This window comes from Siphonobacter sp. (assembly GCF_048595215.1).
Taxonomy (GTDB): domain Bacteria; phylum Bacteroidota; class Bacteroidia; order Cytophagales; family Spirosomataceae; genus Siphonobacter.
This window is the reverse complement of record NZ_JBMDWJ010000264.1, coordinates 1-13333: the sequence shown is the minus strand read 5'-3', so window position 1 is coordinate 13333 and position 13333 is coordinate 1. Positions and strand designations below refer to the sequence as shown.

The 13333-nt window shown below is 47.5% G+C and carries 13 protein-coding genes; 7 read left to right on the top strand and 6 right to left on the bottom strand.

All coding sequences use genetic code 11. From position 1 onward, the window contains the following. From ACOJTG_RS16465 to ACOJTG_RS16450, 4 genes are all read left to right on the top strand, one after another. A partial coding sequence (locus tag ACOJTG_RS16465; RefSeq protein ID WP_420154828.1) for a T9SS type A sorting domain-containing protein occupies positions 1-504 on the top strand: 504 nt, incomplete at its 5' end. A 173-nt stretch (positions 505-677) separates the two neighbouring features. Beyond that, positions 678-1805 carry an MFS transporter gene (locus ACOJTG_RS16460; protein ID WP_420154827.1) on the top strand — a complete coding sequence of 376 codons (1128 nt, stop codon included), beginning with the start codon at positions 678-680 and terminating at the stop codon, positions 1803-1805. A 9-nt stretch (positions 1806-1814) separates the two neighbouring features. Continuing rightward, positions 1815-2216, top strand: coding sequence for a VOC family protein (locus tag ACOJTG_RS16455; protein WP_420154826.1), 402 nt, complete (start codon positions 1815-1817; stop codon positions 2214-2216). Between the two features lie 5 nt (positions 2217-2221). Beyond that, positions 2222-2971 (top strand): DeoR/GlpR family DNA-binding transcription regulator, encoded by a 750-nt coding sequence (locus tag ACOJTG_RS16450; RefSeq protein ID WP_420154825.1) that lies wholly within the window; start codon positions 2222-2224, stop codon positions 2969-2971. 93 nt (positions 2972-3064) lie between these two features. Here the strand turns inward: ACOJTG_RS16450 and ACOJTG_RS16445 are convergent, their stop codons facing one another. Next, positions 3065-3439, bottom strand: coding sequence for a response regulator (locus ACOJTG_RS16445; RefSeq protein ID WP_420154824.1), 375 nt, complete (start codon positions 3437-3439; stop codon positions 3065-3067). After that, positions 3436-4455: a PAS domain S-box protein gene (locus ACOJTG_RS16440; protein WP_420154823.1), complete on the bottom strand. Its 1020-nt coding sequence runs from the start codon at positions 4453-4455 to the stop codon at positions 3436-3438. Before ACOJTG_RS16440 ends, ACOJTG_RS16445 begins: the two co-directional genes overlap by 4 nt. 326 nt (positions 4456-4781) lie before the next feature. Between ACOJTG_RS16440 and ACOJTG_RS16435 the strand changes: the two genes are divergently transcribed. Next, positions 4782-5654: an alpha/beta hydrolase gene (locus ACOJTG_RS16435; protein WP_420154822.1), complete on the top strand. Its 873-nt coding sequence runs from the start codon at positions 4782-4784 to the stop codon at positions 5652-5654. Between the two features lie 8 nt (positions 5655-5662). Continuing rightward, positions 5663-7192, top strand: coding sequence for a carboxylesterase/lipase family protein (locus ACOJTG_RS16430; protein ID WP_420154821.1), 1530 nt, complete (start codon positions 5663-5665; stop codon positions 7190-7192). Between the two features lie 100 nt (positions 7193-7292). Here the strand turns inward: ACOJTG_RS16430 and ACOJTG_RS16425 are convergent, their stop codons facing one another. Next, positions 7293-8774, bottom strand: a complete 1482-nt coding sequence (locus ACOJTG_RS16425) for a choice-of-anchor E domain-containing protein (protein WP_420154820.1) — start codon at positions 8772-8774, stop codon at positions 7293-7295. Between the two features lie 868 nt (positions 8775-9642). Continuing rightward, positions 9643-9915, bottom strand: coding sequence for a hypothetical protein (locus ACOJTG_RS16420; protein WP_420154819.1), 273 nt, complete (start codon positions 9913-9915; stop codon positions 9643-9645). Between the two features lie 229 nt (positions 9916-10144). On the opposite strand from ACOJTG_RS16420, the gene ACOJTG_RS16415 reads away from it, so the two are divergent. Next, positions 10145-10510, top strand: coding sequence for a hypothetical protein (locus ACOJTG_RS16415; protein ID WP_420154818.1), 366 nt, complete (start codon positions 10145-10147; stop codon positions 10508-10510). Between the two features lie 85 nt (positions 10511-10595). Here the strand turns inward: ACOJTG_RS16415 and ACOJTG_RS16410 are convergent, their stop codons facing one another. Further along, a complete protein-coding gene (locus ACOJTG_RS16410) occupies positions 10596-12683 on the bottom strand; it encodes a molybdopterin cofactor-binding domain-containing protein (RefSeq protein ID WP_420154817.1) in 2088 nt (695 codons plus the stop codon). Positions 12684-12710: 27 nt separating this feature from the next. Continuing rightward, a complete protein-coding gene (locus ACOJTG_RS16405) occupies positions 12711-13172 on the bottom strand; it encodes a (2Fe-2S)-binding protein (RefSeq protein ID WP_420154816.1) in 462 nt (153 codons plus the stop codon). Between the last annotated feature and the right edge of the window lie 161 nt (positions 13173-13333).

The following is a 13333-nucleotide window of genomic DNA, read 5'->3' as shown; positions in this document are numbered from 1 at the left end:
AACCAGCAACAGGCGGTACTGAGTTGGGGTACGGCTCAGGAAGTAAACAGTGCTTATTTCATTGTTGAAAAAAGTCGCGATGGTAAAAGCTTCGAGGGCATTCGTACCGTAGCAGCCAAGGGTCAATCCAAACAAGCCCAGGCCTACACGTTTGTCGACGAGCAGGCAACTTATGGTGTGAACTACTACCGCCTCAGACAAATGGATACGGATGGTCGTAGTCAGGTCTTCCGTAGTGTTTCGGTAATTATCGATTCACCCGAAAACCGTTTGTTTTCCGTATACCCCAATCCCAATCGCGGAGAGTCCTTTAGCGTACGTGTTCAAGACGAAACTACGCAACTGCAGTTGCAAACCTTACAGGGCGTGAGTGTACCCGTACAAATTTCACCGACTTCGCAGGAGTTACGCGTCAATCCTACGCAGTTGCTCGTGCCGGGTACCTACGTATTACGCATTCAGGACCACTCGGGTGTATATGCTCGTAAAATCGTAATTCTTTAGGCTATTCCTTTTCAGCACCTTGATTCTATGCAAAAGAGACGGAGCGAACTCCGTCTCCTTTTGTTTCTAGACAACTTGTATTAGAAAGGACAACTGGTCACACCTATTCATTTTAAAAATAAGTATTTGCATAAATGTGCATTTTTGCATAATGTTGCAAAAATATTTATGCTATGCACGTAAAGAAAGCCCGCAGAGCTACCCTGTTCATTTTTCTGGTATGCGGTCTCGGCATCGCCACCTGGGCTCCGTTGGTACCCTTCGCTAAAGAACGATTAGCTCTAAATGAAGCTCAATTGGGGCTTTTGCTACTTTCGCTAGGGGCGGGAGCTTTGATCATGCTTCCCCTAAGCAGCATTTTCTTACACCGCTACGGAAGCCGGAATGTAATTCTGGTAGCGGGCTTACTAATGGCTCTATTGCTACCGACTCTGGTGGTACTGGCTCATCCGATGGCTATGGGAGCCGCTCTGTTCTTTTTCGGAGCCAGCATGGCTACGGTGGATGTGGCGATGAATGTACAGGCCCTCAGTGTAGAAAAGCAGTTACAGAAACCCATCATGTCTTCCTTCCACGGTCTATATAGCCTCGGCGGAATTTTAGGACCCTTAGTGATGGCGGGTTTATTGAAAGTCCCCTTAAGTCCATTGCTGGCCGCTAGTCTGGTGTCACTGAGTTTGGTTATCCTTCTCTTCACGCAGTATAAAGCTTTGTTACCTGCGATGGAAGAAGTACGTAATGAATCCTCTGCTGGCTTAAGCTGGCCGAGTGGTCCGGTCTTGTTTTTAGGACTGATGTGTTTCATTGCGTTTTTGGCGGAGGGTTCCATTCTGGACTGGAGTGGTGTCTTCTTACGTGACGTTCATCACGTCGATCCCGCCCTGCTGGGACTTGGATACGCGGCTTTTTCCGTAGCCATGACCATTCTGCGACTAGTGGGCGATGGTCTTACGCAGAAGCTGAAGGCTCAAACGCTGGTCAAGGGTGGAGCTTTACTGGCGAGTGCGGGTTTTGGACTGGTAATCCTGAGCCCTTGGTATGAACTTTCCTTGGTAGGCTTTACACTCGTGGGACTGGGAGCGGCCAATATTGTCCCTATCTTTTTCAGTGCTTCGGGACAGTTACCGAATACTTCGGCCGCTCAGGCTCTTCCTATCGTCACCACTATTGGGTACGCGGGGCAGTTGGCCGGTCCGGCATTGATTGGTCTGGTAGCTGAGCTGACTTCCTTACCCATCGCCTTTGCGGGCATTGCCGCGTTATTACTACTGGTGAGTCTTTCGTATCGAACCTTTCATTAATCGTCAACGATGAAATTAGAACACGTAGCCATTTGGACTCGTAATTTGGAAGCCATGCGGGCCTTTTATGAAACCTTCTTTTCCGGAGAGTCCAACGCCAAGTATCACAATACTACCACGGGACTAGAAAGTTATTTTCTGCGTTTCGAGTCTGGAGCCCGGCTGGAATTGCTCTATAAATCGGACATTCCGGAAAACCGGAATGACACCCTTCAGCAACAACACTTAGGATTGATCCACTTAGCATTTGAAGTAGAAAGTCGCGAGGCAGTCGAAAGCAAAGCTAGGCAATTGGCTCAGGCGGGTTTTCCGATCTTACGCGGACCGCGAGTAACGGGGGACGGCTATTACGAATTTGAAAGTCACGATCCGGAGCAAAATCGTCTGGAAGTAAGTTATCGTCTGCCTTGACCGTTATGAAAAAAGAACTACGCTTTTCGCATATTCTGGCTCAGCTTGAAAAGGAAAAAACGGTGGCCTTCACCCACCTGAGTCTGGAGCTGAACGTTTCAGAAGATACCATTCGTCGGGATATTGATGAACTGGCGAAACTGGGACTTCTCGCTAAAATTCGCGGGGGAGCCATGCCTCGTTCCGCTCATCCGTTGACGTTCAAAGATCGAATCGGTTACTTGAATGAGGACAAAGAACGGATGGCCCTGAAAGCAGTACGACTGTTACGAAACGGAATGACGGTATTCATGGATAGTGGTACTTCGGTGTATACGCTCGTTTCCCTGTTACCGGCGTACCTTGAACTTCGTGTCATCACGAATAATACGGCTTTGATTCCCTTATTAGCTTTGTACGCGAACATTGAAACCCACATACTCGGCGGGAAGTACGACAAGGAACGTGAAATTTTGACTGGACTAGCCGCCGTAAAAACCGCCGAACAATTTCGGGCGGACTTGTTTTTCATGGGCGTTTGTTCGATTGATCTTCAGGCGGGAATTACGGCTACCAACCAACCCGAAGCCGAACTGAAACAAACCATGACCGCTGCTTCAATTCAGGTAGTAGCCCTTTCAGATGCCAGTAAGCTTGGCACGCAGGATCCTTTTGCGGTATGTCGCCTTTCGGAAGTATCTCACATTATTACTGAACGCGACCCAACGGATCCGTTCTTTGAAGCCTACCAAAAGGCTGGCGTACATTTTCTGTAATAGGTACAGGCAATCGTATGCATCCAAGCTTAGAAAAATTTATGAAGACGGTACGTAGGTTATGGCTGACGTAAGTGTATGAATTCTGAGAATTTAAAAAACCGAAGCCAAGAGATCCAGTCCCTGACGGTTAAGGGGTTTTTCCAGATACCCCGCTACCTGTGGATAATCCTTCGCTCGTTGCCGATCCGCTGGATCTACGGATGAAGTAATAATCACTACCCGGATGGTACTACGCAGGGCCTGTTGCTGTAAGGCTTCCAGAAACTGCCAACCACTCATAATGGGCATGTTTAAGTCCAATAAAATGAGGTATTGTTCGTCGGTTTCTTCAGCTGCCAGTAAAAAATTCAAAGCTTCCCTACCATTGTAAAAAAGTTGCGGCTTTAGGGATAATCCCGCATTGATGACCCGAAGCTGGTGGAGCTTAAGCATGATAAAATCATCATCTACGATAAGTACTTTCATAAGTCGTAAGGCAAGGTGACGTTGACCTGTTGTGCTTTATGAGCGATTTCTCGTACAATCGTGTCTAGCTCATGAGCCGAAGCACGAATGTGAGCCAATAACTCGGTTCGGAGCATTTCTTCCATATTTTCTTCCTCCAACGCATCGACCAAACCCATCAGGCGAGCAATGGGGGTTCGGACGACGTGACACTGAATCCAGGCAATTTCTTTTAGCTTCTGATTTTGGGCTTTTATGGCTCTATCGTACTGGACGTGCTGGGTAATATCGTGGGCCAGAATGAGCTTTGATGGACGGCCATTGAGTACAATAACTTTGCTTTGAATGAAAACAAAGATAATTTCTCCGTTTTTCTTCCGGTGCCGAAACATGCCTTGGTGGGAACCCTCCTCCGAAACCCGCGATCTTTTCATGGCTTCTTCTAGTAAGGGCATATCCTCACTGGGTCTGATTTCCCGTATGGACATGCGGAGAAACTCGGCCTTATCGTATCCGTAATGTTTTACAGCGGCTTCATTCACATCAACGAAATGGAGGGTTTCCATGTCATACACCCACATGGGTTCGGGGCTTGACTGAAATAGCGTACTGTATCGTTTTTCGGACTCGCGTAAGGAGGCTTTTAGCTTACAGCGTTCGATGCAGTACAGAATGCTCTTTTGCAAAGAGAAGGCCGACCATTCGCTTTTGAGCAGATAATCTGAAAACCCTAGCTCAATGAATCGGGTACTGAGGCCAAAGGCTGGATCATCGGCCAGAACGATGAGGGGAAGCCGGGGACAAAGCGATACCAATGCAGTAATGGATTCCGCCAGATTAGAACCGGCTACGGCACTGTCTAAGAGCACCACCTCCAAGCGAGCCGCTTCGGAAGTTTGTAAAAAATCAGCCGCTTCGGAAATGGTTTTACACCGTTGTATTTCTGGTGTTGCGTAGATTCCGCTGAGAAAATTCCGAATTTTTTCTAAATCCGGGTTATTATCTTGAACTACAAGTAAGCGTATGTAATAATTCATGGAATAATAGGCAAAAACAATCCATTCTCAAACCGCTTCCCAATAAGGGATTACGGCACAGAAAATGCACTAGTTTCTGCAAACGGATCAATGTATGTGGCGGCAATAACATCGTGCTTACTCAGAATACTGAGTAAGCTAAGTAAAGATGGCGAGTCTTTGGTTAATCTGTGTACTTATGATTAAAACGTATAAACTCAGGCTAAAAAAGCACTAGGTTACCGAACAATAACTTGGGTATACTTGCTCGCACCGCTTTTATTAGTAGTAGCTTCGTATCACTAGCGTTTGTTTGACGCCCATTTCATCACCTCTCTACCTTTACTATGATCAAAACCCTTTTTTTCCTTATACTGTTTACGCTCACCGCATTTTCAGGCCGGGCTGCTCACGTTGATACGCTGGAGATTGCTAGTACCCGGATGAACCGCACCCTGCGGGCGGCAGTGGTTTTACCCGATCGGTACAAGAAAAGTAAACAGGCCTTTCCCGTATTGTACCTGTTGCATGGCGGGTCGGGTAGCTTTCGGGACTGGCTGACCAAAACGCCTGATCGTACCTTACTGCACCGACTTTCCAATCAGTATAATTTGATTATCGTTACACCCGACGGCGATCCGACCAGTTACTATTTTGATAGTCCCTTACGAAAGGAAAGCCAGTTCGAAACTTTCATAACTCAGGAACTTATCGAGAAAATTGATCGCAGCTATCGTACCGTTCGCTCGGGAAAGGGTCGTGTTATTGCGGGACTTTCCATGGGTGGTCATGGAGCCCTGTACCTATCCTGCCGCCATCCTGAATTGTACGCGGCGGCGGGTAGTATGAGTGGGGTGATGGATATTAATACCGCTCAGTGGAAAGTAGATTCGAGCTTTGCCCGGTCGCGGGCTAGCAACTTTGCCCGATTGCTGGGACCGCCCAAGCCCGGCCCAACCCCTTATCCCGGTTATACATTAGTAACCCTGGCCGACCGCCTCAAGAGCAATCAGTTGCCGTTGATTCTGGACATCGGCGTAGATGATTTTCTCGTTGAAACGAATCGCGATTTGCACCGTCGTTTGGTCGAAAACCAGACGCCCCACGATTATACGGAGCGGCCCGGTGCTCATACCTGGACTTACTGGGAAAATGCCTTATCGTATCAAGTATTGTTTTTCAGCAAAATTCTTACCGCTAATCGGGTAGCAGTACCTTAATGCCGAGTATGAAAAAATGGATACGTTACACCTGCTGCATCGTTTGGGGAATCGTTGGACTCGTCTCGACGAGTACCGCCCAAACGCTCCGCGTAGAAGGAGGACGCATTACGGGCACCCGTCAGGGAAACGTTCGTAGTTATAAAGGCATTCCTTTTGCGGCTCCACCCGTAGGTAATCTTCGCTGGAAAGCTCCTCAACCGGTGCTACCCTGGAAAGGCGTTCGAACCTGTACCACTTTCGGACCCAGCCCCATGCAGCCTTTGCCCGCTCCGTTTAGTATGTGGAGTCAGGAATTTCTAATCCCGAAAGAACCCATTAGTGAAGATTGTCTGTACCTGAACGTCTGGACGACGGCTCGTAAAGACGAAAAACGACCCGTACTCGTCTGGATTTACGGGGGTGGTTTCTCGGGCGGAGGAAGTGCCGTACCCATTTACGATGGCACCGCTATGGCGGCAAAAGGGATTGTGTTCGTTAGTTTTAATTACCGGGTAGGACCCTTTGGTTTCTTTGCTCATCCCGAGCTTACGCAGGAATCTGGTCATCATGCTTCCGGGAATTATGGTCTCATGGATCAGATTGCCGCGTTGCGTTGGGTTCAGAAAAACATTGCCGCCTTTGGGGGGGATCCTACGAACGTAACCATCGCCGGTCAATCGGCGGGTTCGATGAGTGTGAATAGTTTAGTCGCTAGTCCGGAGGCTCGTCATCTTTTTCGTAAAGCCATTGCCGAAAGCGGAGCCAGTTTTGCACGACCCCTCGCCAATTTGAAAACCGCCGAGGAAAGTGGTGTCCACGCGATGCATACCTTGGGAGCTGCCTCACTGGCTGAGCTTCGCAGGAAACCAGCTACTGACATTCAGCGAATGGCAACCGCAGTGCGAGGACCCATTGTTGATGGATACATACTGCCCGAAACGGTTGCTCAGCTCTTTGCCGCGGGTCAGCAGAACCCCGTCGTTCTGCTGACCGGCTGGAATCAGGAAGAAGGTTTATTGCAAAGTCCACTGAAAACGGCCGATGCGTACCGACTCTACCTACAGCAACAGTATGGTTCAGAGGCGGCTTCGCTGTTGGCTTTTTACCCGGCCCCTACCGAAGAACAGGCGGTAACGTCTCAATACAATCTTTCGCGAGATCTCATGTTTGGGATTCAAAACTATGCCTGGGCTCAACTGCAAAGTCAACAAGGTCAGCCTGTGTACGTCTATCGGTTTACTCGAAAAGTGCCGGGTACGGGGGAGTATGCCAAGTACGGAGCCTTTCATACGGGGGAAGTGGCGTATGCCTACGATAACCTGAAATTCATTGATCGTCCCTGGCAGCAGGTGGATCACGAACTGGCTCGGATCATGTCTGGGTACTGGCTAAATTTTATCAAGACCGGAAATCCGAATGGCAAAGGCCTACCGACCTGGCCTGTCTACGAAAACCGAAGCAAGTCCATCATGGACCTGGGTGATCAGGTACAGACTCGTCCCTTACCCGATGCAGCGGCTTTGGAATTTCTATATCATCTACAGAGGCAGAAATAATCAATCCATCTGGTCGGATCCCGAGTACTAAAGGCAATAAATCCGTAACCAAAGATGGAATGTCTTTCGTTACGGATTTATCGATGAGGTAGCGTAAACCTTACCGCTGAATCATTACTTTAAACGTTTTAGCAGAACCCAGTGAGTCATTTTTCAAAGACACAAGGTACAAACCTGGAGCGACGCCGTGTACGGGAAAATGAACTTCATTTCGTCCATTTACTAACTCTAGTTGTTGACTCGCGATAACCTTACCCTGTAAGGAATACAACTGCACCGAGGTAGATTTCTTCAAATTCTCGTCCGAATAATCAATGAGTACCTTTACGTTTCCATCTACTACAGGATTGGAGGCAACCTGTAGCAAAATACCTTTATAGTCGGCTAACTGTAGTGAACGAATAGGACTATACGTAAATGATCCATCCTGGTCAACCTGCTTCAATCGATAGTAGTGAAGTAGTTGGGGATTCAGGTTTTCATGAGTGAATGCGTATTCCTGCCGCACTTGCGTTGTACCTTTTCCAATAACACTATTCACGGTTTCAAACGATTTGCCATTCGTTGAATGCTGCACTTCGAAGAAGGCATTGTTTCGCTCAGCGGCCGTACTCCATTGCAGACGGGCCGCGTGTGAGCCTTCGGGTTTTACGGTAAATGCTACCAACGATACGGGCAAACTCGTTGGAGTGTATTCATACGTAACGCAAACTCCTGCTCCAACTTCCGTCGAAACGACCGTCTCCAAGTTACCGGCTCCTGAAATGGTCGTAGAGCTTTCTACAGTGGTAGGAATGGCTAAATTCCCCGAACCCGTAAAGGTGTTTTTCTGAGCCGTAGACGTGTATCTCTTTTCACTGGTCGTACTGGCAAATTTGTAGTAATACGAGACCCCGGAAGGCCCTGCGTAATCAACTTTTCCGTCGAAGTTGGCTAATGATCCGGAGAACTTAACGCTCGTTAAAAGCTCAATATCACCCACAACGGCCGGTAGATCCATCAGAATTGATCCGCCTACGGACAATTTGTAGTTATCCGCACTGCCCGTATTTTCAATATTGATATTCGCATGGTACGCTGATTCCATCGCGTACATATAAACGGTATTGAGTTTACCCAACGAAGCATTATACTTCGGGAGCTGGAAGGTTTCCGACCAACTCGTAACGGTTGTGGGCTTACCCGTACAGTAAGTCAGGGTATTTATAACGGGTTTCAGACCAATGCCAGGAACACTTACTGATCCACTAGCCGGAACCGTTACGGTCTGGCTGGCATCAATACTATCCGTATACCCTTGCGTCGGGTAGACATAGGAAATCACGTAGTTTCCAGGATAACTAGGCAGTACAAAATTACCCGACGCGTCAGTAATGGTTGAACTGATCAACTCGAACGAATCAGGGTCGCGAAGTTCAACCAAAATACCATTCAGAGCGGGTTCACCACTTTCTTTGGTATTGTTGGGGGTGCCATTTTCCTCCCAAACGCTACCGCGAATACTGGAAGTAGGAGGGGCTGTCTGAGCAAATACTAACGAATGAATGAATAAAAGTGCAACAATAGATACAATATTTTTCATGGTTGAATACTGTTAAAATAGACAATAGAATTGTACCGAAACCTTAAAAAGATTTCGTAAATGGGCGACAGAAAATAGGAATATACCTAGCCGATAACGGCAAGCTTAAAATAAATAGATTATGAATTAATAGAGCTTGGAGACAAGTAGCGGTTGTCCGTTGGAAATTAAACAAATAGCGGAAAATAATACCTGCGAATACTCTAGTTTAGCGTATTCAATAGTATTACCTAATCGGCGGTTGATAGGTACAATAGATTTTATCTAAGGGCGGAAGAGAAATAGTACATTGAGCAAATACAACTTGGCGGGTTGTCTTGTCTAATGCGGTGCAAACTAAATACATAACCGAATAATAAAAAAATCAAAAATGAAAAAAATTAAGGATAGGTACTTAGTTAATGAAATTATTGATGAATTATCAGAATGATACATGGATGATAACTAATTCCTTAATTCTAGTATGGTGTTATTGTAAATATTTGATAGATAGTATGTTAATGTTAATTATGATTTTAGATTGGCCCGGAGAAAGGCTTTATTTGTAGTAGTAATACTACAAATACTATAGTAGTTATATTACAAAACATTGACACAAATAATTTTATGCGTATACAGAGGTAGGTTATATAGCTTCCATAAACATAACTATTGCGTAAAAATAGATTATAGCGAATAAGTATAATTTAAAATTGATAAAATTAAATATATAAATCCTTAGCTAATGCATGAGATTAATGACTTTATTCGATTTGCTTAGAGTAGTAGTGAGGGGATAATTGCGAGATATACTACTTTTAAAAGTAGCAAAACACCTATCGGGTAAACTAGCTTAACTAGTGGTGCTAGTCTACCCGATAGATGTTTATTACTCGTTCAAACGAGCTTTCAACTGCTGAAATTCATCTTTGTAACGTACTAAATCATCAGCTGAATAACTGACCTGATTATTTTCCATCAGGTAGATCATATACGAAAGAAAATAATACCGCTCTCGACTGGTAAGTTCGTTTTTATCTTCAGTAGATAAAGGTCGCCGCAAGAGATCCAAAATCAAACGATTCTGAGCCATCACCTTAGCCAGCATACTGTGCACAGTATCTTTCTCAGCAAATTCGGGCTTTTCAGGCATGAATTCCATAATAGCAGATGTTTTTAAGTAAGGAGAATAGGTATGGCGAGGAATACTAAAAGGCTCATTCCAGCGAGTCATCGGTAGGCACCAATAGTCCGAAGCTTGAAAAATAAATGCTACTACGATTTAAAGGATTAGGGGCCTAGGAAAGCAAGTTGCAAATGGAAGCAGCGTAGGTATTGGAGAATTGATGAATACCAAGTACCTTGCAATACAATCTAATGAAAATCTAGCTATGAAAACGTTTGTAAGTGGAATGATTTTAGCCGCAGGACTTTGGAGTGTGGCCTGTAGTTCTTCTTCAGATACGACCATTAAGGTCAAAGACAATGAAGAAGCGTATACTTTTTCAGCCCATTATGATAAGTCCCGGACCGCTGCCCTGCAGGAATACCTGACGGATGCTTTGGGACCAGAGGCATGGACTTCCCAGGTAGACATCAATCAAACGACGACGCTACCCGATCAAACGACCTTCCATGTGGAAGCCTCTGCGGGTCAACTTGCGATCGAAATGGACAAATCGTCCAATAAGCCAGCCGCCTATCAGCGATTAAAAAAGGTGTGTGAAGGAATGCGAAATGTAATACTGGATAAATAAGTTAAGAGACCGTATCCTATAAAAAAGGCCCCCAAGTAACATCTGACGACTTGGGGGCAATGCATTAGAAGGCACTCCTGCTTAACTACAATAACTCTTTATATTCTGCACTAAACGGTTGGTTTCGCAGTCGCTTACCCGTTACTTTAAACAGGGCATTGGCTACACTTCCACCCGTGGGAGGTAAGGCGGGTTCGCCTAGACCCGTAGGGTCAATCCCGTTGTCGACAAAGTGAACGTCTACTTCCGGAATTTCGGAAAGACGAATCAGCCGGAAGCTATTGAAATTTTTCTGTTCAGGTACGCCCTCTTTGAAGCTCAGGTTGCCGTACATCGCATGGCCCAAACCATCCACAATACTACCCACCACTTGCTGGCGGGCACCGCTGGGGTTTACCACCAGGCCACAATCAACCGCGGCGTGAATTTTGCTGACTACCGGGATACCTTTTTTTACGCTGACTTCCGTTACCTGGGCCACGTACGAGTTATGCGAAAAATAGACGCTGAAACCCTGGTTTTTCTTCTGGCCCCAGCCCGCTTTCTGGGCCGCTAGCTGGATGACCGCCTTCATACGGTCAATGTCGTATTTGATGGCTCCGGCGGGTTTGGCTTTAGCCTGATCCAATAAAGCTAACCGAAAGGCAACGGGGTCTTTACCTGCCGCCTGGGCGACTTCATCGAGGAAAGACTGTTCCGCAAAGGCCAGGAAATTGGTAATCGGAGCCCGCCAAGGGCCCGTTGTAATGGCGGATTTGCGGTCAACTGAATCAATCAGCAGGTTCGGGACGGCACCCGATGGAAAATTGTCTTCCCTTGTGGAGTTGCCGACATTGAAGCCTACACCGCGTAATTTATAGCCAATCAGGTTGTTCTGAGCATCGAGAGCCGCTTCAAACCGATACCGAACACAAGGCCGGTAACTGCCGCCGCCCATGTCATCTTCCCGCGTCCAGATTACTTTTACCGGAGCCTTAATCAAGCTCGAAAGCTCGGCGGCTTCGAGCACGTAATCAGCTTTCAACCGGCGACCAAAACCACCACCCATGCGGGTCATGGTTACGCTGACCCGGTCGGGACTGATGTTGAGTAATTTGGCCGTTTCCGTACGGGCGATCTCCGGAGTTTGAGTCGGTCCCACGAGTTCAACACCATCAGGCCGAACGTGAGCGAAAAAGTTCATCGGCTCCATCGGATTATGGGGCAGGAAGGGGCACTGATACTCGGCTTTTATAACTTTAGCCGCCTGTTGAAAGGCCGTATCTACGTCGCCGTCTTTGCGTCGAACCGTCGCTTTGGAACTGTCGAGCATTTCCTGCAAGAGCCGGTTGTGATCGGCCGTACTTTCCAGATCGGCTTCTTTTTCGTAGGTGATCTTCACGACTTCGCGGGCTTTTTGCACCTGCCAGGTGGATTTCCCTACGATAGCCACATTGTTTTTAAAGGTAACCACATCGACAATGCCCGGCATGGCTTTGGCTGCTTCGACATCGACGGACTTTACCTTTAGTCCGAAAGCCGTAGGCCGCTGAATCATGGCGAACAGCATCCCTTCCCGGTAAAAGTCAAGTCCAAACAGCGGTTTCCCCGTCACGATCGCGGGATTATCCGTATTGGCCACGGACTGTCCAATCAGTTTAAAGTCCTTCCGGTCTTTTAATACCACATCGGTGGGAATGGGCAGGGCGGAGGCTTCGGTAGCCAGCTCGCCGTAGCTGAGTTTTTTACCCGCGTGCAGGACAAATCCCTTGTCAGTTGTACAATCCTGAACGGGTACCTGCCAGCGTTTGGCCGCGGCCTGCATCAGCATCTGACGAGCCGTAGCTCCGGCTTTTCGCAGACGTTGGTAGGAGTGCCGAATGGAGCCACTGCCACCCGCCACCTGCCGCTCAAAGGCGGTTGTATTCAAAGGAGCCTGAACAATCATGACGCGTTTCCAGTCCGCGTCGAGGTCCTCTGCTACCAGCATCGGAAATGCCGTTTTAATGTTCTGCCCAACCTCGGGGTTGGGCGATTGAATGGTGATGGTACCGTTGGGCGAAATAGCCAGATAGCTATTGAAGGTGCCGTCGGAGCGGGGGGCGGCTTCACTGTCTGTCCAGTGAAAACCCAGAAATAAGCCTCCGCCTGCGGAAGCCGCCAATTTTAGAAACGTACGTCTGTTGGAAGTCATGAGTGGTTAGGGCTTAGAGCAGGGGAGCTACTTTTTCTTCGTGGCGGCTCGCTGTACGGCTTCACGAATGCGGTGGTACGTGCCACAGCGGCAAAGATTGCCCGACATGGCCGCTTCGATTTCGGGCAGCGTAGGCTTGGTATTTTTCTTGAGAAATGCCGCCGCCGTCATGATTTGTCCCGCCTGACAGTATCCGCACTGCGGTACATCGACTTCGTTCCAGGCCTGCTGAACGGGATGGTCGCCTTTTTCGGAAAGCCCCTCAATCGTCGTGATTTTTGCCTGCGATACCGTTGAAACCGGCAGTACGCAGGAGCGAGTAGCTTCGCCATTGACGTGAACGGTACAGGCTCCGCATTGGGCCATACCGCAGCCGAATTTAGTACCCACCAGTCCTAAATGATCCCGTAGTATCCACAGCAGGGGGGTATCCGGGTCGGCTTCCGTCTGGTAGTCACGGTTATTAATTTTTAGCTTAAATACCGCCATGGGTGCGTCAGATTTGGTAAGAATGCTCGTAGATAGGAAAGTTACTTTTTTTGACGGAAAAGTTCAAAAAAGAAACGATCAACGAAGGAGATTCTGCGACAGAACCTGAACAGAATAGCTAAATAAAGTACTGATAATCAAGTTTGCATACTAACCAATTG

Bases quoted from the DNA above. Each gene is read 5' to 3' on its own strand.
- ACOJTG_RS16440 (WP_420154823.1), bottom strand. From the start codon at position 4,455: ATGAATTATTACATACGCTTACTTGTAGTTCAAGATAATAACCCGGAT.
- ACOJTG_RS16435 (WP_420154822.1), top strand. From the start codon at position 4,782: ATGATCAAAACCCTTTTTTTCCTTATACTGTTTACGCTCACCGCATTT.
- ACOJTG_RS16425 (WP_420154820.1), bottom strand. From the start codon at position 8,774: ATGAAAAATATTGTATCTATTGTTGCACTTTTATTCATTCATTCGTTA.
- ACOJTG_RS16430 (WP_420154821.1), top strand. From the start codon at position 5,663: ATGAAAAAATGGATACGTTACACCTGCTGCATCGTTTGGGGAATCGTT.
- ACOJTG_RS16460 (WP_420154827.1), top strand. From the start codon at position 678: ATGCACGTAAAGAAAGCCCGCAGAGCTACCCTGTTCATTTTTCTGGTA.
- ACOJTG_RS16450 (WP_420154825.1), top strand. From the start codon at position 2,222: ATGAAAAAAGAACTACGCTTTTCGCATATTCTGGCTCAGCTTGAAAAG.
- ACOJTG_RS16420 (WP_420154819.1), bottom strand. From the start codon at position 9,915: ATGGAATTCATGCCTGAAAAGCCCGAATTTGCTGAGAAAGATACTGTG.
- ACOJTG_RS16410 (WP_420154817.1), bottom strand. From the start codon at position 12,683: ATGACTTCCAACAGACGTACGTTTCTAAAATTGGCGGCTTCCGCAGGC.
- ACOJTG_RS16445 (WP_420154824.1), bottom strand. From the start codon at position 3,439: ATGAAAGTACTTATCGTAGATGATGATTTTATCATGCTTAAGCTCCAC.
- ACOJTG_RS16455 (WP_420154826.1), top strand. From the start codon at position 1,815: ATGAAATTAGAACACGTAGCCATTTGGACTCGTAATTTGGAAGCCATG.
- ACOJTG_RS16405 (WP_420154816.1), bottom strand. From the start codon at position 13,172: ATGGCGGTATTTAAGCTAAAAATTAATAACCGTGACTACCAGACGGAA.
- ACOJTG_RS16415 (WP_420154818.1), top strand. From the start codon at position 10,145: ATGAAAACGTTTGTAAGTGGAATGATTTTAGCCGCAGGACTTTGGAGT.